The organism is Mesorhizobium sp. M4B.F.Ca.ET.143.01.1.1, from assembly GCF_004792275.1.
Taxonomy (GTDB): Bacteria; Pseudomonadota; Alphaproteobacteria; order Rhizobiales; family Rhizobiaceae; genus Mesorhizobium; species Mesorhizobium abyssinicae.
This window is the reverse complement of sequence record NZ_SRSR01000006.1, coordinates 116213-138468: the sequence shown is the minus strand read 5'-3', so window position 1 is coordinate 138468 and position 22256 is coordinate 116213. Positions and strand designations below refer to the sequence as shown.

The 22256-nt window shown below is 65.7% G+C and carries 19 protein-coding genes; 12 read left to right on the top strand and 7 right to left on the bottom strand.

Translation table 11 applies throughout. The features are described from left to right. Positions 1–140: 140 nt before the first annotated feature. Positions 141–890 carry an MOSC domain-containing protein gene (locus EN786_RS16585; protein WP_127310059.1) on the bottom strand — a complete coding sequence of 250 codons (750 nt, stop codon included), beginning with the start codon at positions 888–890 and terminating at the stop codon, positions 141–143. Further along, positions 890–2845 (bottom strand): acetate--CoA ligase, encoded by a 1956-nt coding sequence (gene acs / locus EN786_RS16580; RefSeq protein WP_135908668.1) that lies wholly within the window; start codon positions 2843–2845, stop codon positions 890–892. The genes EN786_RS16585 and acs overlap by 1 nt, the downstream gene beginning before the upstream one ends. A gap of 303 nt (positions 2846–3148) precedes the next feature. Here acs and EN786_RS16575 point away from each other — a divergent pair, with 303 nt between their 5' ends. Then, complete coding sequence (locus EN786_RS16575; RefSeq protein ID WP_127283041.1) at positions 3149–3421, top strand: aspartate-semialdehyde dehydrogenase; 273 nt, start codon at positions 3149–3151, stop codon at positions 3419–3421. Between the two features lie 182 nt (positions 3422–3603). Here the strand turns inward: EN786_RS16575 and EN786_RS16570 are convergent, their stop codons facing one another. Continuing rightward, positions 3604–4638 (bottom strand): aldo/keto reductase, encoded by a 1035-nt coding sequence (locus EN786_RS16570; protein ID WP_135908666.1) that lies wholly within the window; start codon positions 4636–4638, stop codon positions 3604–3606. A 37-nt stretch (positions 4639–4675) separates the two neighbouring features. Beyond that, positions 4676–5857: an MFS transporter gene (locus EN786_RS16565; protein ID WP_127283058.1), complete on the bottom strand. Its 1182-nt coding sequence runs from the start codon at positions 5855–5857 to the stop codon at positions 4676–4678. Positions 5858–5979: 122 nt separating this feature from the next. Here EN786_RS16565 and EN786_RS16560 point away from each other — a divergent pair, with 122 nt between their 5' ends. Beyond that, the gene (locus EN786_RS16560) at positions 5980–6885 is read left to right on the top strand and encodes a LysR family transcriptional regulator (RefSeq protein ID WP_127309051.1); all 906 of its coding nucleotides are present in this window, start codon (positions 5980–5982) and stop codon (positions 6883–6885) included. Positions 6886–6939: 54 nt separating this feature from the next. Here the strand turns inward: EN786_RS16560 and EN786_RS16555 are convergent, their stop codons facing one another. Both EN786_RS16555 and EN786_RS16550 read right to left on the bottom strand, forming a co-directional pair. Beyond that, a complete protein-coding gene (locus EN786_RS16555; RefSeq protein WP_127309052.1) occupies positions 6940–7989 on the bottom strand; it encodes an aldo/keto reductase in 1050 nt (349 codons plus the stop codon). A gap of 162 nt (positions 7990–8151) precedes the next feature. Then, positions 8152–8814 (bottom strand): YggS family pyridoxal phosphate-dependent enzyme, encoded by a 663-nt coding sequence (locus tag EN786_RS16550; protein WP_127283045.1) that lies wholly within the window; start codon positions 8812–8814, stop codon positions 8152–8154. Positions 8815–8961: 147 nt separating this feature from the next. On the opposite strand from EN786_RS16550, the gene leuS reads away from it, so the two are divergent. Further along, complete coding sequence (gene leuS / locus EN786_RS16545; RefSeq protein WP_127309053.1) at positions 8962–11589, top strand: leucine--tRNA ligase; 2628 nt, start codon at positions 8962–8964, stop codon at positions 11587–11589. Then, positions 11576–12157 (top strand): LPS assembly lipoprotein LptE, encoded by a 582-nt coding sequence (lptE, locus tag EN786_RS16540; protein WP_127283047.1) that lies wholly within the window; start codon positions 11576–11578, stop codon positions 12155–12157. The genes leuS and lptE overlap by 14 nt, the downstream gene beginning before the upstream one ends. Before the next feature lie 219 nt (positions 12158–12376). Here the strand turns inward: lptE and fsa are convergent, their stop codons facing one another. Then, positions 12377–13033: a fructose-6-phosphate aldolase gene (gene fsa, locus EN786_RS16535; protein WP_127283048.1), complete on the bottom strand. Its 657-nt coding sequence runs from the start codon at positions 13031–13033 to the stop codon at positions 12377–12379. A gap of 89 nt (positions 13034–13122) precedes the next feature. Between fsa and EN786_RS16530 the strand changes: the two genes are divergently transcribed. From EN786_RS16530 to EN786_RS16495, 8 genes are all read left to right on the top strand, one after another. Continuing rightward, positions 13123–15306: a primosomal protein N' gene (locus EN786_RS16530; protein ID WP_127309054.1), complete on the top strand. Its 2184-nt coding sequence runs from the start codon at positions 13123–13125 to the stop codon at positions 15304–15306. 30 nt (positions 15307–15336) lie between these two features. Then, positions 15337–16032 carry an aspartate/glutamate racemase family protein gene (locus EN786_RS16525; protein WP_127309055.1) on the top strand — a complete coding sequence of 232 codons (696 nt, stop codon included), beginning with the start codon at positions 15337–15339 and terminating at the stop codon, positions 16030–16032. A gap of 94 nt (positions 16033–16126) precedes the next feature. Beyond that, positions 16127–16522: a DUF4345 family protein gene (locus tag EN786_RS16520; RefSeq protein ID WP_135908664.1), complete on the top strand. Its 396-nt coding sequence runs from the start codon at positions 16127–16129 to the stop codon at positions 16520–16522. 246 nt (positions 16523–16768) lie between these two features. After that, entirely contained in the window at positions 16769–17329 is a 561-nt protein-coding gene (locus tag EN786_RS16515; protein WP_127309056.1) for a F0F1 ATP synthase subunit delta, read from the top strand. After that, positions 17329–18858, top strand: coding sequence for a F0F1 ATP synthase subunit alpha (gene atpA / locus EN786_RS16510; RefSeq protein ID WP_127309057.1), 1530 nt, complete (start codon positions 17329–17331; stop codon positions 18856–18858). Before EN786_RS16515 ends, atpA begins: the two co-directional genes overlap by 1 nt. A gap of 34 nt (positions 18859–18892) precedes the next feature. Continuing rightward, positions 18893–19780, top strand: coding sequence for a F0F1 ATP synthase subunit gamma (locus tag EN786_RS16505; RefSeq protein ID WP_127309058.1), 888 nt, complete (start codon positions 18893–18895; stop codon positions 19778–19780). 76 nt (positions 19781–19856) lie between these two features. Next, positions 19857–21422, top strand: coding sequence for a F0F1 ATP synthase subunit beta (atpD, locus tag EN786_RS16500; protein ID WP_127283052.1), 1566 nt, complete (start codon positions 19857–19859; stop codon positions 21420–21422). A gap of 108 nt (positions 21423–21530) precedes the next feature. After that, positions 21531–21938: a F0F1 ATP synthase subunit epsilon gene (locus tag EN786_RS16495; RefSeq protein ID WP_127309059.1), complete on the top strand. Its 408-nt coding sequence runs from the start codon at positions 21531–21533 to the stop codon at positions 21936–21938. Positions 21939–22256 lie beyond the last annotated feature (318 nt).

Sequence of the window (22256 nt, the reverse complement as noted above, 5' to 3'; positions counted from 1 at the left end):
AATCCGCTGAGGCCACGTTCTGGAAAACGAAATCACTCGACATCGGATCACCTCCTTTCGATCTGTTGAACACACCTTCATGATGGGGTGCGTTGCAGCAAAAGACAAGGGGCAGACTAAAACGGTGCGCGGCGCCTTGGTCAGACGAAGCGCATCGGCGCGCCGATCTCGACCCGCGCCGGCCGGTCGACAGTGCAGTAGACGCCGAGATTGTGGGCGTTGTGGCGCACCAGATTGCGCAGGATGCCGGGATCGCTGTCGAAGCCGTCCTGGGCGATGATTGTGAAGCCGCAGCGCCGGCACGGCTCCGAGACGGTCAGCAGCAGGTCGCCGACGGCCAGCTTGCGGCCGATCCATTCGGTTTCGGGAAACGAGCCCTCGACCGGTTCCATGTCGACGACGATGTTCGGGCGGAAGCGGCGTGGGTCGGCCGCCCCTTCCGGATGCAGCGCCTTCAGCCGCGCCAGCGAGGCGGTGGTCAGCAGATGGATCGGCGCCTTGGCATAGCGCGCCTCGGTCAGCGGGCCGGCATAGGAGGGCGCGGCGTTTTCCTGGCCGAACGGCCGGATCGAGGCTTCGAAGCCGAGGAAGGCCGACACGGCGCGGTCGCTTTCGGCCCCGGGCGCCGCCAGCCAGCCGCCGCCGGGAACGGCGACTTCCAGCTCGCGGGCCTTCGACAGCCGGGTGCGGATCAACGGCACCTTGTGCCATTTCGCCTCGCGGTCCGGGCGCGCGATCTCACCGTTTGTCGCATCGACGAGGCCGAACAGGCGGTCGCCGTCGACGGTGCGGCTCCCGACCTCGATCGCGTCCTGGCGCTCACCGGCGAGCGAGCTTGCCGGATAGCGCCAGAGCTGGCTGACCGTGCCCAGGGCCGCGGCGTCGGCCATCAGCTCTTCTTGTTCTGCCGGTTGGCGACGAGGTCGTCGACGACGGCCGGATCGGCCAGCGTCGAGGTGTCGCCGAGCGCGCCGAAATCGTCCTCGGCGATCTTGCGCAGGATGCGGCGCATGATCTTGCCCGAGCGGGTCTTCGGCAGGCCCGGCGCGAACTGGAGCTTGTCGGGCGTGGCGATGGCGCCGATCTCCTTGCGGACATGGTCGACCAATTCCTTGCGCAGGCCGTCGCTCGGCGTCTCGCCGGCCATCAGCGTGACATAGCAGTAGATGCCCTGGCCCTTGATATCGTGCGGATAGCCGACGACCGCGGCCTCGGAGACCTTGTCATGGCTGACCAGCGCCGATTCGACCTCGGCGGTGCCCATGCGGTGGCCGGAGACGTTGAGGACGTCGTCGACGCGGCCGGTGATCCAGTAATAGCCGTCGGCGTCGCGGCGGCAGCCGTCGCCGGTGAAGTACTTGCCCTTGTAGGTCGAGAAATAGGTCTGCACGAAACGGTCGTGGTCGCCATAGACGGTGCGCATCTGGCCGGGCCAGGAATCGGTGATGCAGAGATTGCCGTCGGCGGCGCCCTCGAGCACCTTGCCGTCGCCGTCGACCAGTTGCGGCTGGATGCCGAAGAAGGGCCGCGTCGCCGAGCCGGCCTTGAGGTTGGTCGCGCCGGGCAGCGGCGTGATCAGGATGCCGCCGGTCTCGGTCTGCCACCAGGTGTCGACGATCGGCACCTTGCCGTTGCCGACGACGTTGAAATACCACTCCCAGGCTTCCGGATTGATCGGCTCGCCGACCGAGCCCAGCACGCGCAACGACTTGCGCGAGGTCTTCGTCACATGGCTGTCGCCGGCGCCCATCAGCGCGCGCAGCGCCGTCGGCGCGGTGTAGAAGATGTTGACCTTGTGCTTGTCGATGACTTCCCAGAAGCGCGACTGCGAGGGGTAGTTCGGCACGCCCTCGAACATCAGCGTGGTGGCGCCGTTGGCGAGAGGGCCGTAGACGATGTAGCTGTGGCCGGTGACCCAGCCGACATCGGCTGTGCACCAGTAGATGTCGCCGTCGTGGTAGTCGAAGACATATTGGTGCGTCATCGAGGCGTAGACGAGATAGCCGGCGGTGGTGTGCAACACGCCCTTCGGCTTGCCGGTCGAGCCGGAGGTGTAGAGGATGAACAGCGGATCCTCGGCCTTCATCCTCTCCGGCTTGCAGTCGGCCTTAACGGTGGCGGCTTCCTCGTGGTACCAGACGTCGCGCCCCGGCGCCCAGCCGACCTTGCCGCCGGTGCGGCGCACCACCACCACCTTGTCGACCGCGGTGCCGGCCCTAGCGGCGATCTCGATCGCCTTGTCGGTGTTTTCCTTCAACGGCACATGCTTGCCGCCGCGCAGGCCCTCGTCAGCGGTGATGACGATGGTCGACTTGCAGTCGTCGATGCGGCCGGCCAGCGCGTCCGGCGAGAAGCCGCCGAAGACGACCGAATGGATGGCGCCGATCCGCGTGCAGGCCAGCATCGCATAGGCTGCTTCCGGGATCATCGGCATGTAGATGGTGACGCGGTCGCCCTTCTTGACGCCGTGCTTCTTCAGCACATTGGCGAAGCGGCAGACATGCACGTAGAGCTCGTTGTAGGTGACCTTCCTGTCGTCATAGGGATTGTCGCCTTCCCAGATGATGGCGGTCTGGTCGCCGCGCTTCTTCAGGTGGCGGTCGATGCAGTTCCAGGACACGTTAGTCTCGCCGTCCTCGAACCATTTGATCGAGACCTTGCCGTCGAACGAGGTGTTCTTGACCTTGCTGAAAGGCTTGAACCAGTCGATGCGCTTGCCGTGCTTGCCCCAGAACTTGTCCGGGCTCTTGATGCTGTCGGCGTACCATTTGAGATAGGTATCGTTGTCGATCAGCGCGTTCTTCTTCCACGCCGGCTGCACCCGATGGACGTGAACCTCGGACATTCTTCGCTTCCTCCCGGACTGTTCCGTCGGCTTGAAGCGCCGGCGGCGACGCGGCGACGCGGCCGCGAATTCGGGCGCATTATTAACAGTTCCGTGCCGACGGCAATATTAGACGTTGGATTCGCGCGGCGGGATGACGCAGGGGCATCGCAACACCCTGTCAGCACTCTCCGCCCATCGCTGCTAACTGCATGTTTTGGCGAAGGAAAAGGCCGATGCGATCAGAAAAAATCAATAGACAGTTAAGCAACTGAGCGCAGAATCCGACATTGGGAGGAAAGGAGATCGTCGCAGGGGGCTGCAATGTATGATCATTCCGAAATCGATCTGATGCTAAAGGGGTATGGGCTGACCACGGCCAAGATTCTCTATCATTTCCCCGACCATCCGCATCTCTTGCAGAGCTACATCTGGCAGGACTACGACATCGCGCCGAAGTTTCCGGTGCTGATCCGCTTCATCGAGTTCTGGAAGGCCAAGCTCGACGGGCCGCTGCATTCGGTGACCTACACGCACCAGACGCTGATCGCGCCGAACGAGTGGCGCAAGGTGGATGGAGAGTTCGTGCTGCATTGAGGCTAATCTCCCCCCTTGGGGGGGGAAATGGCCGCAAAGCGGCCAGAGGGGGTCGTCTCACATAGAGCGCGACGCCCTTGCGGAACCGTGAAGATCAAGTCGGCGCTTCACGCGCGGCGACCCCCTCTGTCGCCTTTGGCGACATCTCCCCTTCGAGGGGGGAGATTAGGCGGCGCCAGCCCTCACACCGCCGGCGGATTGAGCCGGGCGAAACCTTCCTGGCGGCGATAGGGAAAATACGGGTAGGGCGCGGTGACTTCGCTTGCCGTGTCGAGCTGCTTTATCTGCTCCGGCGTCAACGCCCAGCCGACGGCGCCGAGGTTCTGGCGCAACTGCTCCTCGTTGCGGGCGCCGATGATGACGGAGGAGACGGTCGGCCGCTGCAGGAGCCAGTTGATGGCGATCTGCGGCACGGTCCTGCCGGTCTCGGCGGCGACAGCCTCAAGCGCATCGACAACCTTGTAGAGATGCTCGTCCTCGACCGGCGGGCCGAAGCTCGCCGTGTCGTGCAGCCGGCTCCTTTCCGGCAGGGGCTGCCCGCGGCGGATCTTGCCGGTCAGCCGGCCCCAGCCGAGCGGGCTCCACACCAGCGCCCCGACGCCCTGGTCGAGGCCGAGCGGCATCAGCTCCCATTCATAGTCGCGGCCGAGAAGCGAATAGTAGACCTGATGCGCGGCGTAGCGCGCATAGCCGTGCTGCTCCGCCAGACCGAGCGACTTCATCACCTGCCAACCGGAAAAATTGGAGACGCCGACATAGCGCAGCTTGCCGGCGCGCACGAGGTCGTCCAGCGTCGACAGCACCTCCTCAATCGGCGTGCCGGCATCGAAGGCGTGCAATTGCAAGAGGTCGATATAGTCGGTGCCGAGACGCCTGAGCCCGTCCTCCACCGCCTTGATCAGACGCGAGCGCGAGGAGCCGTAGTCGTCTGGCCCGTCGCCCATCGGCAGCGATGTCTTGGTCGAGATCAGCACGGCGTCGCGGCGGCCCTTGATCGCCGCGCCCAGCACCTCTTCCGAAGCGCCGTTCGAATAGACATCGGCGGTGTCGAAGAGGTTGACGCCGGCCTCGAGGCAGATGTCGACCAGCCGGCGCGCCTCCTGCGCATCGCTGTTGCCCCAGGCGCCGAACAGCGGGCCGGAGCCGCCAAAGGTGCCGGCCCCGAACGAGAGCGCCGGAACCTTCAGGCCCGAGGCGCCAAGACGTCGATAGTCCATTTTTTGCTCCTGTGGTGTCGAAGGGGTTGTCGGGTTGTTACGAGCGGGCGGATGCCGGCTCGCCTAATGTCGTGGTGCGATCGAGGCGCAGCGCCAGTGCCGTGACGCCGAGTGCCGAAAGCGGCAGCAGGGCGGCAACCCAGGTCACTGCGCCGAGGCCCGGACCGTGGGAGATGACCGCGCCGCCCAGCCAGGCGCCGGCCGCATTGCCGAGGTTGAAGGCGGCGATGTTGAAGGAGGAGGCGAGGCTCTGCCCGGCGCCTTCGGCCTTTTCCAGCACCCACATCTGCAGCGGCGCCACGGTGGAGAAGGCAGCGGCGCCGAGCAGGCCGACAAACATGACCGCCAGCACCTGGCTCTGCAGGGCGAACGTCATCAGGCCAAGTACCAGCGCCAGCACGATCAAGCTGCCAAGCACGGACGGTACCAGCCAGCGGTCGGCGGCCTTGCCGCCGACCAGGTTGCCGGCGATGAGGCCGCCGCCGAAGACCAGCAGGATCGGCGACACCGCCGCTTCCGGAAAGCCGCTGATTTCGGTCAGCATCGGAGCGATGTAGGTGAAGACGGCAAAGACGCCGGCATAGCCAAGCACGGTGGTGGCGAAGCCGAGCAGGACGGGTGCGCGGCCGAGCACCGCGAGATCGGCGCGCAGATTGCTCTTCTGGGGCTCTGGCTGGTCGCGCGGCACCAGGGCCAAGATGACCGCGAAGGCCGCGATGCCAACCAGCGTCACCGCCCAGAAGGTGGCGCGCCAGCCGAAGGCCTGGCCGAGCCAGGTGCCGAAGGGAACGCCGAGGATATTGGCGACGGTCAGCCCGGTGAACATCAGCGCGATCGCCGAGGCTTTCCTGTTGGGCGCGACCAGCCCGGTTGCCACGACCGAGCCGACGCCGAAGAAGGTGCCGTGGGCAAAGGCGGTGAGCACGCGGGCGCCCATGAGCGTCCAGTAATCGGGAGCGAGCGCGCAGGCCAGATTGCCAAGGGTGAAGATCGCCATCAGCGCCAGGAGCACGGTCTTGCGCGGCCAGCGGCCGGTGGCGATGGTGAGCAGCGGCGCGCCGATAACGACGCCCAGCGCATAGCCGGAGATCAGCTGGCCGGCGGCCGGGATCGAGACTCCGAGGTCGCTGCTGACATCGAGCAAAAGACCCATGATGACGAATTCGGTGACGCCGATGCCAAAGGCGCCGGCGGCAAGGGCATAGAGAGCAAGAGGCATGGTGATCGTCCCGTTGATGGTGCCGGGACGCACTTCCCCGCGTCCCGGCTCGGAAGATCGTGTTGCTGCCGTCTGTGAACCAGACTTGCCCGAGGCACATCGATTGTGAAATAGATTCATAGATGGCGAGATCAGAGATAAACCGCTCCGGCGAGATCGAGGTGTTTGTCCGCGTCGTCGAGGCTGGCAGCTTTTCGGCGGCGGCGAGGGCGCTGCGCATGACGCCGTCGGCGGTGAGCAAGCTGATCGCGCGGCTGGAGGCGCGGCTCGGCGCCCGCCTGGTCAGCCGTCCGACGCGCAGGCTGCAGCTCACGCCGGAGGGGGCCGCCTTCCACGACAGCGGCGTGCGCATCCTGGCCGACATGGCGGCGGCCGAGCGCGAGGCAGCAGCGGGTGCCGCGCCGCGCGGCCTGCTCAGGATCAACTCCTATGTGCCGTTCGGCCAGCACCGGCTGATCCCGCTTTTGCCGAGCTTCCTGGAGCGCTATCCCGAAATCTCGGTCGACGTCGTCCTGACCGACCATGTCATCGACCTGATGGAGGAGCGCGCCGATGTCGCCATCCGCGCCGGGCCGCTCGGCGAATCACGGCTGGTGGCACGCAAGCTCGGGCAGAGCGGCGTGGTGGTGGTTGCGGCACCTTCCTACCTCGATGCGCGCGGCACGCCGCGCACGCCGGCCGATCTCGATCGCCACAACCGCATGGGCTTCCGCTTCGCGCGCCATATCGACGGCTGGCCGTTTGCCGACAGGGCCGGCCGTGCCACCGTGGTCCCAATCACGGGCAGTGCCCAGGTCAGCGACGGCGAGGCGATGCGGCTGATGGCGCTTGCCGGCGCGGGCATCGCCCGGCTGGCGCGCTGGCATGTCGAGCCCGACATCGCCGCCGGCCGGCTGGTGCCGTTGCTCGAGGATTTCAATCCCGGCGACGAGGAAATGACCCACGCCGTCTATGTCGGCCAGGGCAAGCACCTGCCGGCCAGGGTGCGTGCCTTTCTCGATTTTCTGGTCGAAACGGTGCGGCTCTGAACGAGGAAGCCGCGCGCCCGAGGGACGCGCGGCTGCTCAGACGAAGCGGACGAACTAGGCCTTCGGCACGAACGGCGCCGGGCGCCGGCCCGCGCCCTTCCGGTCCAGCATCCAGCCGGGATATTCGGAGGGCAGCGCGCTGACCTCGTCCAGCCTGGCGAGATCCTCGGCGTCGAGCTTCAGCGCGGTGGCGGCAAGGTTCTGCTCGAGCTGGTCCATGCGGCTGGCGCCGATGATGACGCTCATGACGAAGGGCTTGGCCAGCACGTAGCCGAGCGCCACCGTGGCAACGCTGACATCGTGCTTCCTGGCGATCTCGCGCATGACGGCGACCGCCGCCCAGGCGCGATCCTCGTTGACCGGCGGGAAGTTGAAGGAGGCGCGGCGGCCCTCGCCATTGCCGGGCGCGCCCGGACCGTATTTGCCGGAGAGCAGCCCGCCGGCCATGGGTGACCAGACCATCAGGCCGAGCTTCTCCTCATTGAGCAGCGGCACGATCTCGCGTTCGAGGTCGCGGCCGGCGATCGAATAGTAGGACTGCACGGTCTCGAAGCGGGCAAATCCCTTGCGCTCGGCAATGCCCAGCGCCTTGGCGATGCGCCAGGCCTGCCAGTTCGAGACGCCGACGTAACGCACCTTGCCGCTGGACACGAGATCGTCGAGCGCCCGCAGCGTCTCGTCGATCGGGCTCACCGTGTCGGTGCCGTGCAGCTGGTAGAGGTCGATGTGATCGAGCTGCAGCCGTTCGAGGCTGGCCTCGACCGAATCCATGATGTGGCCGCGGGAGGAGCCGCGCTGGTTCGGGCCCTCGCCCATGACGCCATGCACCTTGGTGGCGATGATGACGTCCGACCTCTTGACGCCGAGATCGCGGAGCGACTGGCCGAGCAGTCTTTCGGAGGCGCCGAAGGAGTAGACGTCGGCCGTGTCGAAGAAGTTGACGCCGGCGGCAATCGAGCGGCCGACGATCTCGTTGACGCCTTTCTGGTCGAGGCTGGCGATCAGGCCCCATTGGGCGTTCTCGCCGGCGGCGCCGAAGGTCATGGTGCCGAGGCAAAGTTCGGAGACGAACAGCCCGGTGTTTCCGAGTTGATTGTAGCGCATGTTGGGAGCTCCAGGGAGGAATGGGAACGACGCCGAGCAAATAGGAACGGTACGTTCCGTTTCAAGCGCTGGAGCAAGCAAGGCGGGGCAACTGGCTCAAGAGAACCGTCGGGCTGCCACCGCTAGGCCTGGCAAGGCTTTGCGGCAAGATTCATCGCCCAGCTATCGGCTGCCGAAGATCGCCGAGCCGACCCTGACGCCGGTCGCGCCGAAGGCGATGGCCGTCTCGTAGTCGCCGGACATGCCCATCGAGAGCTTCGCGACGCCGGCCTCCTTGCCGAGCTTCTCCAGCAGCGCGAAGTGCGGGCCGGGGTTCTCATCAGCGGGCGGGATGCACATCAGGCCTTCGATGGCGAGGCCGTGCACCTCTTGGCAGCGCCTGACGAAGGCGACCGCCTCGCGCGGCTCGATGCCGGCCTTTTGGGGCTCCGAGCCGGTGTTGACCTGAACGTAGAGTTTTGGCTTCCGGCCCTGCCGTGCGATCTCCTTGGCAAGTTCGGCGGCGATCTTCTCGCGGTCCACGGTCTCAATGACGTCGAACAGCGCGACCGCTTCCTTGGCCTTGTTCGACTGCAGCGGACCGATCAGATGCAATTCGATGCCGGGAAATTGATGCTTCAGCGCCGGCCATTTGCCTTGCGCCTCCTGCACGCGGTTCTCCCCGAAGGCGCGCTGGCCGGCGTCGATGACCGGGCTGATCGATGCGGCCTCGAAGGTCTTCGACACCGCCACCAGCGTGACCGCGCCTTGGTTGCGGCCGGCCTCGCGCTCGGCGGCGGTAATCCTTGCCTTGACGGCAAAAAGCTGTTCGACGGCGCTCGTCATGCCCATATCCTGCCTGTAGTTTTGGTCCTCGCCGGCTCGCCGCAGTTGACGGGTCCGGCAATCCATGGTGAACACCGCGACGACATTTTCCTGGGCCGCCGGGCATTGCCCCGCGGTTCGTGCCAGCTTTTAAGTGAAAAACATCCGATGGCAACCGAACGATACAATCCGCGCGCGTCAGAGCCCAAATGGCAGAAGGCCTGGGCCGAAAAGAAGCTGTTCGAGGCCGACAACGCCGATCCGAAGCCGAAATACTACGTGCTGGAGATGTTCCCCTATCCGTCGGGACGCATCCATATCGGCCACACCCGCAACTACACGATGGGCGACGTCGTGGCGCGCTACAAGCGCGCCAAGGGTTTCAACGTGCTGCACCCGATGGGCTGGGACGCCTTCGGCATGCCGGCCGAGAACGCGGCGATGCAGAACAAGGTCCACCCCAAGGACTGGACCTATGAGAACATCGCCACCATGCGCGAGCAGCTCAAGGTCATGGGCCTGTCGCTCGACTGGGCGCGCGAGTTCGCCACCTGCGACGTCGACTACTACCACCGCCAGCAGATGCTGTTCCTCGACTTCGTCGAGAAGGGGCTGGTGACGCGCAAATCCTCCAAGGTCAACTGGGACCCGGAGGACATGACCGTGCTCGCCAACGAGCAGGTCATCGACGGTCGCGGCTGGCGCTCCGGCGCGCTGGTCGAGCAGCGCGAACTGACGCAGTGGTTCTTCAAGATCACCGACTTCGCGCAGGACCTGCTGGATTCGCTCGAAGGCCTCGACGAATGGCCGGAGAAGGTCAAGCTGATGCAGCACAACTGGATCGGCCGCTCGGAAGGGCTGCTGATCCGCTGGCCGCTGGCCAAGCCGGTCGCCGGCGAGCATGAGCTGGAGGTCTACACGACCAGGCCGGACACCATTTTCGGCGCCTCGTTCATGGCGGTCGCCGCCGACCATCCGTTGGCCAAGAAGGCCGCCGAGGATAATGTCGAGCTGGCCAAGTTCATCGACGAGGTCCGCCACATGGGCACCTCGGTGGCGGCGCTCGAGACGGCCGAGAAGAAGGGCTTCGACACCGGCATCCGCGTCGTCCATCCGTTCGACGAGAACTGGACGCTGCCGGTCTATGTCGCCAATTTCGTGCTGATGGAATACGGCACCGGCGCCATCTTCGGCTGCCCGTCCGGCGACCAGCGCGACCTCGACTTCGCCAACAAATACGGCCTGCCGGTGATCCCGGTGGTGATGCCGGAAGGCGGCGACGCCAAGACCTTCCAGATCATCGAGGAGGCCTATGTCGACGACGGCGTGATGATCAATTCGCGCTTCCTCGACGGCATGAAGCCGGAGAAGGCCTTCGACGAGGTGGCCAAGCTGCTGGAAAAGAAGACGATCGGCAACCGGCCGATGGCCGAGCGCAAGGTGAACTTCCGCCTGCGCGACTGGGGCATTTCGCGCCAGCGCTACTGGGGCTGCCCGATCCCGATGATCCACTGCGAGGATTGCGGCGTGGTGCCGGTGCCGAAGGCCGACCTGCCGGTCAAGCTGCCCGACGACATCGAGTTCGACCGGCCGGGCAACCCGCTCGATCGCCACCCGACCTGGCGGCACGTCAATTGCCCGCAATGCGGCAAGCCGGCGCGGCGCGAGACCGACACGATGGACACGTTCGTCGATTCGTCCTGGTATTTCGCGCGCTTCACCGCGCCGTGGGCCAACGATCCGACTGAGCCGAAGGCGGCCGACGAATGGCTGGCGGTCGACCAGTATATCGGCGGCATCGAGCACGCGATCCTGCATTTGCTCTATTCGCGCTTCTTCACCCGTGCCATGCGCGAGACCGGCCACCTCGATCTCGCCGAACCGTTCAAGGGCCTGTTCACGCAAGGCATGGTGGTGCACGAGACCTACCGGGTCGGCGGCCCGTCCAACAACGGACGCTGGCTGTCGCCGAGCGAGGTCAGGCTCGAGGACGACGGCGGCAAGCGCCGCGCCGTCGATATCGCCACCGGCGAGGAGGCCGTCATCGGCCCGCTGGAGAAGATGTCGAAGTCGAAGAAGAACACGGTGAGCCCGGAAGAGATCACCGACGGCTACGGCGCCGATACCGCGCGCTGGTTCATGCTGTCGGATTCGCCGCCCGAGCGCGACGTCGAATGGACCGACGACGGCGCCGCCGGCGCGCATCGCTTCGTCCAGCGCATCTGGCGCCTGGTGTCGATCGCGGCCGAATCGCTCACCGGCGTGCAGCCCGAGGCGGCGCGAGAGGGCGAGGCTGGCGCTGTCTCCAAGGCCGCGCACAAGAGCCTCAAGGCGGTCGGCGAGGATATCGAGAAGCTCGGCTTCAACCGCGCCATCGCTCGCATCTATGAGCTGGCCAACGCCCTGACCACGCCGCTCAACGAAGCGGCCGAAGGCAAGGCCGATGCGGCGCTGAAAGGCGCCTGCCGCGAGGCGGTGGAGATCCTGGTGCACCTGATCGCGCCGATCATGCCGCATCTGGCCGAGGAGTGCTGGGAAACGCTGGGCGGCACCGAAATGGTCGCCGAACGGCCGTGGCCGGTCTACGATCCGGCGCTCGTCGTCGACAACGAGATCGTGCTTCCCGTCCAGGTCAACGGCAAGAAGCGCGGGGATTTGACAATTGCCCGCGACGCGGACCAAGGTGCGGTCGAAAAAGCGGTGCTGGCCCTCGACTTCGTGCAGAAAGCGCTGGAAGGTAAGGCGCCCCGCAAGGTGATCATCGTGCCGCAGAGGATCGTCAATGTCGTTGCCTGATCGGGAAAAGACTGGTGTGGTGCGTTTGCTCGGCCGCGCCGCGCTGTACGGCCTGGTCGCCTCGGTGGCATTGGTGTCGGCCTGCACCGTCAGGCCGCTCTATTCGAACGCGCCGCTCACCGCCGGCTCCACTGTCGGCGCCTCCGCCGAACTGGCGTCGATCTCGGTCAAGCCGGTCAAGACCCGCTATGCCCAGCAGGTGCGCAACAATCTGATCTTCGGCTTCGGCCAGGGCGCCGGCGAGCCGGCAACGCCGGCCTACATCCTCGATCTCGGCGTCACCGAACTGGTCGAATCGGCAGCACTTGTGCAGATCCAGACCGACGAGGACGAGCCGACCGCGGGCACGGTGACGCTGACCTCGTCGTATGTGCTGACCGATGCGAGCACGGGCACGGTCATCGCCACCGGCAAGCGCTCGGTGCCGTCGTCCTTTGACCGGCCGCGCCAGGAATATGCGTCCTACCGGGCGCAGATCGATGCCGAGAACCGCGCCGCGCGCGAGCTGGCGGACCTGCTCAGGCTCTCGGTGGCGCAGGATCTGGTCAAGCACGGCAAGAAGGCCTGAGAGACCGTTTGGAAATTCTACTCCGGCGGCCATCTGCGGGCGGTTTCTGTGCTTCCGGTGCTCACGGACCTGAATGTCCGCTGCGCTCCGGTTCTCGAAACCACCGCCATATGACTCGCCAGAGCGAATTTCGAAACGGTCTCTGAGCGTTTCCGACTTTGCTGTTTGCAACAAAAAAAGGCCGGTCGCCTGGCCTTTTTTCGTATCGTTGAGACGAGATCAGCCGATCTTCTGGCCGGTCTTGGCCCAGTCGGCGAGGAAGGCGGCAAGGCCCTTGTCGGTCAGCGGATGGCTGACCAGCGCCTTCAGCGTCGCCGGCGGCGCGGTGATGACGTCGGCGCCGATCAGCGCCGCCTGCTTGACGTGGTTCACGGTGCGCACCGAGGCGGTCAGGATCTCGGTCTGGTAGTCGTAGTTGTCGTAGATCTGCCGGATCTCCTGGATCAGCTCCATGCCGTCCGAGCCGGTGTCGTCGATGCGGCCGACGAAGGGCGAGATGAAAGAGGCGCCGGCCTTGGCGGCGAGCAGCGCTTGGTTGGCGGAGAAGCAGAGCGTGACGTTGACCATGCGCTTCATTTCGGTGCGGATGGTCTTGCAGGCCTTCAGCCCGTCCAGCGTCAGCGGCACCTTGATGCAGACATTGGGGGCGATCTTGGCCAGCACCTCGGCCTCGGCCATCATCTGCTTGTATTCGGTCGCCACGACCTCGGCCGAGACCGGGCCCTCGACGATGTCACAGATCTGCTTGGTCACCTCGGCAATCTTGCCACCCGATTTCAGGATCAGCGAGGGATTGGTGGTGACGCCATCGAGCAGCCCCAGATCGTTCAGCTCGCGGATTTCCTTGATATCGGCGGTGTCGACAAAAAATTTCATCGCGGTCTCCTGAAGATTTTCATGTGCATGACATGCAGCTTGGGGGTCGGCCTTTGCTCTAGACCAAAGTCGGGGCAAGGTCACGCCTCATGATGGAAGATTCGCCCTTTGTCGCGGCCGCGCCGGTGCTGGTGCCGATGCCGGCCGAGCGGCCTTACACCTATGCGGTGCCGGCCGGCATGCGCGTGGTGCCGGGTTCGATCGTGCGCGTGCCGCTGGGGCCCCGGCAGGTCGCCGGCATCGTCTGGGACGGCGCCGTCGAGACGGTCGACGCGAGGAAATTGCGGCCAATCGAGCAGGTGTTCGATTGCCCGCCGATCGACCGCGCGATGCGCCGCTTCGTCGACTGGATCGCGCAATACACGCTGGCGGCGCCGGGCATGGTGGCGCGCATGCTGCTTCGTGCGCCGGAGGCCTTCGACCCGGAGCCCTGGATCGAAGGCCTGCAGCTCACCCTGGCCAGACCCGACCGGATGACCGAGGCGAGGGCGCGCGTGCTGGCGACGGCCGAGGGCGGCCTGGCCTGGACGCGCTCGGGCCTGGCGCATGCGGCCGGCGTGTCGTCGGCGGTCATCGACGGCTTGCGGGCGCAAGGCGTGTTCGAGACGGTGATGATCCCGCCGCGGCCGGTGGTGGCGGCGCCCGATCCGGCCTACGCGCAGCCGACGCTGATGCCCGACCAGGAGGATGCGGCGGCCATGCTGCGTGCCGGCGTCGCGGCGAACGCCTTTGGCGTCACGTTGCTCGATGGCGTCACCGGATCCGGCAAGACCGAGGTCTATTTCGAGGCGGTGGCGGCGGCGCTCGACCAGGGCAGGCAGGTGCTGATCCTGCTGCCGGAAATCGCGCTGACCCATGCCTTCCTGGAACGCTTCCAGGACCGGTTCGGCGCCAAGCCGGCCGAGTGGCATTCGGACCTGCCGCCGAGGATGCGCGAGAAAGTCTGGCGGCAGGTGGCGGAAGGCGGCGTGCGCGTCGTCGCCGGCGCGCGCTCGGCGCTGTTCCTGCCTTTCCCTGAGCTTGGCCTGGTCGTCGTCGACGAGGAGCACGACCCCGCCTACAAGCAGGAGGATCGCGTCTTCTACAATGCCCGCGACATGGCGGTGGTTCGCGGCCACATAGGCGGCTTCCCGATCGTGCTCGCCTCGGCGACGCCGTCGGTCGAGAGCCGGGTCAATGCCAGCCAGGGCCGCTATCATCGGGCGGTGCTTTCGTCGCGCTTTGCCGAGGCGGCGCTGCCCGACCTGAAGTCGATCGACATGCGCCGCGCGCCGCCGGCGCGCGGCGGCTTCCTGTCGCCGCTGCTTCTCGACCAGATGCGGCGCACGCTGGAGAAGAAGGAGCAGTCGCTCTTATTCCTCAACCGGCGCGGCTATGCGCCGCTGACGCTGTGCCGCGTCTGCGGCCACCGTTTCGGCTGTCCGGTCTGCTCGGCCTGGCTGGTCGAGCACCGCTTTCGCGGCCAGCTTGTCTGCCACCATTGCGGGCATAATGAGCGGCGGCCGGAGGCGTGCCCCGAATGCGGTACGCTCGACCATCTGGTCGCTTGCGGTCCCGGCGTCGAGCGCATTGCCGAGGAGGTGGTGGCGCACTTCCCCGACGCCCGCACCATCGTGCTCTCGTCCGACCTGATGGGCGGCGTGCGACGGCTCAGGCTCGAGTTGGAAGCCATCGCCAATGGCGAGGCCGACATCGTCATCGGCACGCAGCTCGTCGCCAAGGGCCATAATTTTCCCAACATGACATTGGTCGGCGTGGTCGACGCCGATCTCGGCCTCGCCAATGGCGATCCGCGCGCGGCCGAGCGAACCTTCCAGCTGCTCAGCCAGGTGACGGGTCGCGCCGGCCGCACCGGCAAGAAGAGCCTCGGCCTGCTGCAGACCTACCAGCCGGACCATCCGGTGATGCGGGCCATCGTCTCCGGCGATGCCGAGGCCTTTTACGAGCGCGAGGTCGCCGAGCGCGAGCGGGCGGCGCTGCCGCCCTTCGGCCGGCTCGCCGGCGTTATCGTCAGCGCCGCGACGCGGGCCGAAGCGGAGGCGCATGCGCGCGGCCTGCGCCGCGCCGCGCCGCAGGCGGCCGATCTGTTCGTGCTGGGCCCGGCCGAGGCGCCGTTGTCACTGCTCGGCGGGCGCCACCGCTTCCGCCTGCTGATCCAGGGCGAGCGGCGCGCCGACATGCAGGGCTTCATCCGCGCCATGCTGGCCGAAGGGCCGAAATTGCGCGGCTCGGTCCGGGTGCAGGTCGATATCGATCCGCAGAGCTTTTTGTGAGATTGATCACGCGATCGGAGGCATGAACAGATGAAGACCCTCGGCCTCATCGGCGGCATGAGTTGGGAATCGACCGCCATCTACTATCGCCTGCTCAACGAGATCGTGCGCGAGCGGCTCGGTGGGCTGCATTCGGCGAAGCTGCTCTTATGGTCGTTCGACTTCGCCGAGATCGCCGAGCGCCAGCATGTCGGCGACTGGCAGGGCGCGGGCGTGCTGCTCGTCGAGGCCGCGCGCAAGCTGGAGGCGGGCGGCGCCGAGGGCCTGGTGGTCTGCACCAACACCATGCACAGGCTGGCGGACGACGTGCAGGCGGCGGTGTCGATCCCCCTGATCCACATCGCCGACGCCACCGCGGTCGCGGTCAGGGATGCCGGCGTCAGGCGGCCGGCGCTGCTCGCCACCCGCTTCACCATGGAGCAGGATTTCTACAAGGGCCGGCTCGCCGAGAAATATGGCCTGCAGCCTATCGTGCCCGACCAGGCCGGCCGCGACATGGTGCACCGGGTGATCTATGACGAACTCTGCCAGGGTATCGTCAAACCCGATTCGCATGCGGCCTATGTCGAGGAAGTCGGCCGGCTGCAGCGCGATGAGAATATCGACGGCGTCATCATGGGCTGCACCGAGATCACCATGCTGATCGGCCAGGCGGATTTCGACATTCCGGTGTTCGACACGACGCGCCTGCATGCCGAGGCGGCGGTCGCATTCGCCCTGTCTTGATACGCCTTTCGTAAAGTTCCGGCGCCATCTGGCGCATGGCTTTTCCTCCGCTAGAATGCCCCGGTTTTCAAACAGGCATTTACGAGGGGACAAGATGGAATTTGCGTTTCCGTGGCCGATGAGCCAGGGCGAGTGGCTGGCATGGTCGAGCGCGGTGGCGACCTTGCTCATCGGCCTGCTGCTGTTCCTGGCGCCGAACCTCGCTTTCAGGAGCCTCAGGCTGCAGGCCAGGCCGGAGAAGGCGGCGGCGATCGCCGAGGGGCGCGGCCGCATGTCGGGCTTCTATCTCGGCGTCAGCCTGTGCTGCATCCTGCTCGCGCAGCCGCTGCTTTACATGGCGCTCGGCTTCTCCTGGCTGTTCACCGCTTTCGGCCGTTTGCTGTCGATGATGTCGGACGGCGCCAACACCCCTTTCAACTGGGCTTCCATCGTGGTTGAGCTGGTGCTGGCGGCATTGCCGCTCGCCTTTGCTTTCGGCTTTTTGCCCTGAATCCTTGACTAATCCGGCGCTTGCGGTTGGTCTCTACCGCCGGATGCGACAAAAGTGCCTGAAAACCATGCCGGACGACGCATTGCGGTCTTAAAAGGCCTGTGCTAGACGGCAATCGACTTTCGGCCGGGGATAGCGGAAGCCGCGCCTCCGTGCTTGGAAAAATGCAGTAAGGTCAAAGATTTAGCCAGAGTTCTCGCTCGCGCCAACAATCTGCGGCCTGTCAGACAAGAGAAAAGACGGTCCGTGGCTCAATCGTCATCGCCAATCTCAGCTGTCGCAGAACGCTATGCGGGTTCGCTGTTCGAACTCGCGCTGCAGGCAAATTCGGTCGCCCAGGTCGAGGCCGACCTCACCAGTTTCGAGGCGCTGCTTGAAGGCAGCGCCGATCTTTCCCGGCTGATCAATAGCCCGGTGTTCTCCAGCGAGGATCAGGCCAAGGCGATCGCCGCGATCGTCGCCAAGGCAAAGCTCGGCGGGCTCGCCGGCAATTTCCTGCGCGTCGTCGCCAAGAACCGCCGCCTGTTCGCAGTGCCCGGCATGATCAAGGCTTTCCGCCGCATCGCCGCCGATCATCGTGGCGAGGCTTCGGCCGAGGTCACCTCGGCGCATGCGCTGACGGCCGCGCAGGAGACCGAACTGAAGGCGGCGCTGAAGAGCGTTGCCGGCAAGGACGTGGCCATCACGGTCACCGTCGACCCGTCGCTGCTCGGCGGGCTGGTGGTCAAGTTGGGCTCGCGCCAGATCGATACGTCGCTCAAAACCAAACTCAATTCGCTCAAGCTTGCACTGAAAGAGGTCGGCTGATGGACATCCGCGCCGCGGAAATTTCCGCAATTCTGAAAGACCAGATCAAGAATTTCGGCAAGGAGGCCGAGGTCTCCGAAGTCGGCCAGGTGCTGTCCGTCGGTGACGGCATCGCCCGCGTCTACGGCCTCGACAATGTCCAGGCCGGTGAAATGGTCGAATTCCCCGGCGGCATCCGCGGCATGGCGCTGAACCTCGAAGCCGACAATGTCGGCGTCGTCATCTTCGGCAACGACCGCGACATCAAGGAAGGCGACACCGTCAAGCGGACCGGCGCCATTGTCGACGCGCCTGTCGGCATGGGCCTGCTCGGCCGCGTCGTCGATGCGCTCGGCAACCCGATCGATGGCAAGGGCCCGATCAAGGCGGCCGAACGCAAGCGCGTCGACGTCAAGGCGCCCGGCATCATTCCGCGCAAGTCGGTGAACGAGCCGATGTCGACCGGCCTCAAGGCCATCGATGCGCTGATCCCGGTCGGCCGCGGCCAGCGCGAGCTGGTCATCGGCGATCGTCAGACCGGCAAGACCGCGATCATTCTCGACACGATGCTGAACCAGAAGTCGGTGCACGAAAACGGCCCGGAAAAGGAAAAGCTCTACTGCGTCTACGTCGCCGTCGGCCAGAAGCGCTCGACCGTCGCGCAGTTCGTCAAGGTGCTGGAAGAGCGCGGCGCGCTTGAATATTCGATCGTCGTTGCCGCCACCGCTTCCGACCCGGCGCCGATGCAGTTCCTGGCGCCGTTCACCGGCGCCACCATGGGCGAATATTTCCGCGACAACGGCATGCACGCGCTGATCAGCTATGACGATCTGTCGAAGCAGGCCGTCGCCTATCGTCAGATGTCGCTGCTGCTGCGCCGCCCGCCGGGCCGCGAGGCCTATCCGGGCGACGTCTTCTACCTGCACTCGCGTCTGCTCGAGCGCGCCGCAAAGCTCAACGACGATCTGGGCGGCGGCTCGCTGACCGCGCTGCCGATCATCGAGACGCAGGCCAACGACGTGTCGGCCTACATCCCGACCAACGTGATCTCGATCACCGACGGCCAGATCTTCCTCGAAACCAACCTGTTCTTCCAGGGCATTCGTCCGGCGGTCAATGTCGGCCTGTCGGTGTCGCGCGTCGGCTCGTCGGCGCAGATCAAGGCGATGAAGCAGGTTGCCGGCTCGATCAAAGGCGAACTCGCTCAGTATCGCGAAATGGCGGCCTTCGCGCAGTTCGGCTCCGACCTCGACGCCGCCACGCAGCGCCTGCTGAACCGCGGCTCGCGCCTGACCGAACTCCTGAAGCAGCCACAGTTCTCGCCGCTCAAGGTCGAGGAGCAGGTTGCGGTGATCTTCGCCGGCGTCAACGGTTACCTCGACAAGCTGGCGATCAACCAGGTCGGCAAGTTCGAGCATGGCCTGCTCAGCCACATGCGCTCGGCCGGCAAGGACGTGCTCGACGGCATCCGCAAGGAGAAGGCGCTGTCGGATGATCTGCGCGCCAAGCTCAAGGCCGAGATCGACGCCTTCGCCAAGACCTTCGCCTAAGAAGAAGCCGGACGCACGGGATCAGGTTTGAAGCATGCCTTCATTAAAAGACCTTCGTAACCGTATCGCCTCGGTCAAGGCGACGCAGAAGATCACCAAGGCGATGCAGATGGTCGCCGCGGCGAAGCTGCGCCGCGCGCAGGAAGCGGCGGAAGCGGCGCGTCCCTATTCCGAGCGGATGGGCGCGGTGCTGGCCAACATCACCCAGGCGATCGGCGGCGGCGGCGATGCTCCGGCGCTGATGACCGGCACCGGCAGGGACGACGTGCAACTGCTCGTCGTCTGCACCGCCGAGCGCGGCCTCTGCGGCGGCTTCAATTCGCAGATCGCCCGCCTTGCCCGCGACCACATCCGCAAGCTCCTGGCCGACGGCAAGCAGGTCAAGATCATCTGCGTCGGCAAGAAGGGCTACGACATCCTGCGCCGCGACTACGCATCGCTGATCCTTGAGCGCGTCGACCTGCGTGAAGTGCGGACGCTCGGCTTCGCCAATGCCGATGCGATCGCGAAGAAAGTCATCCACCTCTTCAACGAGGGCGGTTTCGACGTCTGCACGCTGTTCTACTCGCAGTTCAAGTCGGTGATCAGCCAGATCCCGACGGCGCAGCAGATCATCCCGGCGGCGACTGCCGCTCCGGCTGCTACCGAGGCGACCAATGGCGGCAACGCCGTCTACGAATACGAGCCGGAGCCGGGCGAGATCCTCTCCGACCTCATCCCGCGCAACATCTCGGTCCAGATCTTCCGCGCGCTGCTCGAAAACGCAGCCGGCGAGATGGGCGCCAAGATGAGCGCCATGGACAATGCGACGCGCAACGCCGGCGACATGATCAACAAGCTGTCGATCACCTACAACCGCCAGCGGCAGGCGCAGATCACCAAGGAATTGATCGAAATCATTTCGGGCGCCGAGGCGCTCTAGTCGCGGGCCCATGTGGAGGTCGCTTACCTCCATGCGGACAGCGCGAGAAACAGAAAGACGAAAAAGGGCAAAGACGATGGCGAAAGCAGCGACTCCGAAGACCGCCGCCAAGGCGGCACCGGCCAAGGCTCCGGCAGCAGCCGCGAAGGCCGCTCCGGCCAAGAAGGCGGCGGCACCGGCCAAGGCAGCACCGGCCAAGGCGGCGAGCGTCGCCGTCAAGAAGACCGGCGCCGTCGGCAAGGTCCGCCAGGTCATCGGCGCCGTCGTCGACGTGCAGTTCGGCGATCACCTGCCGGCGATCCTGAACGCGCTGGAAACCTCCAATGTCGGCAACCGCCTCGTGCTCGAAGTGGCCCAGCATCTGGGCGAGAACACCGTGCGCTGCATCGCCATGGACTCCACCGAAGGCCTAGTCCGCGGCCAGGAGGTCTATGACACCGGCGCGCCGATCTCGGTGCCGGTCGGTCCCGGCCTGCTCGGCCGCATCATCAACGTCATCGGCGAGCCGGTCGACGAGGAAGGCACGGTCGACGGCGTCGAACAGCGCGCCATCCACCAGCCGGCTCCGGCCTATGTCGACCAGTCGACGGAAGCGCAGATCCTGGTCACCGGCATCAAGGTGCTCGACCTGCTCGCTCCTTACGCCCGCGGCGGCAAGATCGGCCTGTTCGGTGGCGCCGGCGTCGGCAAGACGGTGCTGATCCAGGAACTGATCAACAACGTCGCCAAGGCGCATGGCGGCTTCTCGGTGTTCGCCGGCGTCGGCGAGCGCACCCGCGAAGGCAACGACCTCTATCACGAGTTCATCGAATCGGGCGTCAACAAGAAGGGCGGCGGCGCCGGCTCCAAGGCCGCTCTCGTCTACGGCCAGATGAACGAGCCGCCGGGCGCCCGCGCCCGCGTCGGCCTGACCGGCCTCACCGTTGCCGAGTACTTCCGCGACCAGGGCCAGGACGTGCTGTTCTTCGTCGACAACATCTTCCGCTTTACCCAGGCGGGCTCGGAAGTGTCGGCGCTTCTCGGCCGTATTCCTTCGGCCGTGGGCTATCAGCCGACGCTGGCCACCGACATGGGCGCGCTGCAGGAGCGCATCACGACGACGACCAAGGGCTCGATCACCTCGGTGCAGGCGATCTACGTGCCGGCCGACGACTTGACCGACCCGGCGCCGGCGACCTCGTTCGCTCACCTTGACGCCACCACCGTGCTCAACCGCGCGATCTCGGAAAAGGGCATCTACCCAGCCGTCGATCCGCTCGACTCGACCTCGCGCATGCTCGACCCGATGGTCGTCGGCGAGGAGCACTACCAGGTCGCGCGCCAGGTGCAGTCGATCCTCCAGCGCTACAAGTCGCTGCAGGACATCATCGCCATCCTGGGCATGGACGAGCTGTCGGAAGAGGACAAGCAGACCGTCGCCCGCGCCCGCAAGATCGAGCGCTTCCTGTCGCAGCCGTTCTTCGTCGCCGAAGTGTTCACGGGCTCGCCGGGCAAGCTGGTCGACCTCGCCGACACCATCAAGGGCTTCAAGGGCCTCTGCGCCGGCGACTACGACCACCTGCCGGAAGCCGCCTTCTACATGGTCGGCGGCATCGAGGAAGCGGTCGAGAAGGCTCAGCGCCTGGCGGCTGAAGCGGCGTAATCAAGGCAATAGGGAGTAGTCAGTAGTCAGTAGTGAATAGCAGCTGGGTGATCGGACAATTGTCCTCTCCCTACTCCCTACTCACTATTCCCTACTCACTAGATTGACATGGCTGAAGCTTTCAAGTTCGAACTGGTCTCGCCGGAGCGCCTGCTGGTTTCCGAAGAGGTCGAGTCCGTCGTCATTCCGGGCGCCGAAGGCGAGATGACCGTGATGGCCTTGCACGCGCCGGTCATGACCACGATCAAGCCGGGCGTCGTCACGGTGAAGACCGCCGGCGGCAAGGAAGAGCGCTACGTGGTGTTCGGCGGCTTCGCCGATATCGTGGCTTCCGGTTGCACGCTGCTTGCCGAATCGGCCGTGGCGGTCGGCGACATCGACCGTGCCGACCTCGCCCGCCGCATCCAGGAAGCCAAGGAAGACGCCGCCGACGCCAAGGACGACCAGGCGCGCAGCAAGGCGGAACAGTTCCTTAGCCAGCTCACCACGCTGGAAGGCGCCATCCTGCCGGCCTGAGACCAGGCTTCCACCGGAGATTGAAAAAAGCGGGCTTGTCCCGCTTTTTTGTTTGCCCCCGTTTCTCGCCTGATAGACAGTCCGGCTGCCTTGGCGTGGGGGGTGGCGATGACGTAGCAATCAGACCAGCGAGAAATCGCGCCGCGATCCAAGTGGTCGACGGCGCTGGTGTCGGCCTTTGGCGGGCCGTTCGGCGGGTTTCTCTGGATCGGCGCCGGAAGGCTGGCGCTTGCCGTCCTGATTGTGTTCAGCGCCCTCGGCGTCGCGGCTGTCTATATCGGGTTTCCGGTGCTGCCGGGCACCGATCTTGCCGGGCTG

Bases quoted from the DNA above. Each gene is read 5' to 3' on its own strand.
- atpD (WP_127283052.1), top strand. From the start codon at position 19,857: ATGGCGAAAGCAGCGACTCCGAAGACCGCCGCCAAGGCGGCACCGGCC.
- EN786_RS16570 (WP_135908666.1), bottom strand. From the start codon at position 4,638: ATGGACTATCGACGTCTTGGCGCCTCGGGCCTGAAGGTTCCGGCGCTC.
- leuS (WP_127309053.1), top strand. From the start codon at position 8,962: ATGGCAACCGAACGATACAATCCGCGCGCGTCAGAGCCCAAATGGCAG.
- EN786_RS16495 (WP_127309059.1), top strand. From the start codon at position 21,531: ATGGCTGAAGCTTTCAAGTTCGAACTGGTCTCGCCGGAGCGCCTGCTG.
- lptE (WP_127283047.1), top strand. From the start codon at position 11,576: ATGTCGTTGCCTGATCGGGAAAAGACTGGTGTGGTGCGTTTGCTCGGC.
- fsa (WP_127283048.1), bottom strand. From the start codon at position 13,033: ATGAAATTTTTTGTCGACACCGCCGATATCAAGGAAATCCGCGAGCTG.
- EN786_RS16585 (WP_127310059.1), bottom strand. From the start codon at position 890: ATGGCCGACGCCGCGGCCCTGGGCACGGTCAGCCAGCTCTGGCGCTAT.
- EN786_RS16530 (WP_127309054.1), top strand. From the start codon at position 13,123: ATGATGGAAGATTCGCCCTTTGTCGCGGCCGCGCCGGTGCTGGTGCCG.
- EN786_RS16520 (WP_135908664.1), top strand. From the start codon at position 16,127: ATGGAATTTGCGTTTCCGTGGCCGATGAGCCAGGGCGAGTGGCTGGCA.
- atpA (WP_127309057.1), top strand. From the start codon at position 17,329: ATGGACATCCGCGCCGCGGAAATTTCCGCAATTCTGAAAGACCAGATC.
- EN786_RS16565 (WP_127283058.1), bottom strand. From the start codon at position 5,857: ATGCCTCTTGCTCTCTATGCCCTTGCCGCCGGCGCCTTTGGCATCGGC.
- EN786_RS16550 (WP_127283045.1), bottom strand. From the start codon at position 8,814: ATGACGAGCGCCGTCGAACAGCTTTTTGCCGTCAAGGCAAGGATTACC.
- EN786_RS16575 (WP_127283041.1), top strand. From the start codon at position 3,149: ATGTATGATCATTCCGAAATCGATCTGATGCTAAAGGGGTATGGGCTG.
- acs (WP_135908668.1), bottom strand. From the start codon at position 2,845: ATGTCCGAGGTTCACGTCCATCGGGTGCAGCCGGCGTGGAAGAAGAAC.
- EN786_RS16505 (WP_127309058.1), top strand. From the start codon at position 18,893: ATGCCTTCATTAAAAGACCTTCGTAACCGTATCGCCTCGGTCAAGGCG.
- EN786_RS16525 (WP_127309055.1), top strand. From the start codon at position 15,337: ATGAAGACCCTCGGCCTCATCGGCGGCATGAGTTGGGAATCGACCGCC.
- EN786_RS16555 (WP_127309052.1), bottom strand. From the start codon at position 7,989: ATGCGCTACAATCAACTCGGAAACACCGGGCTGTTCGTCTCCGAACTT.
- EN786_RS16560 (WP_127309051.1), top strand. From the start codon at position 5,980: ATGGCGAGATCAGAGATAAACCGCTCCGGCGAGATCGAGGTGTTTGTC.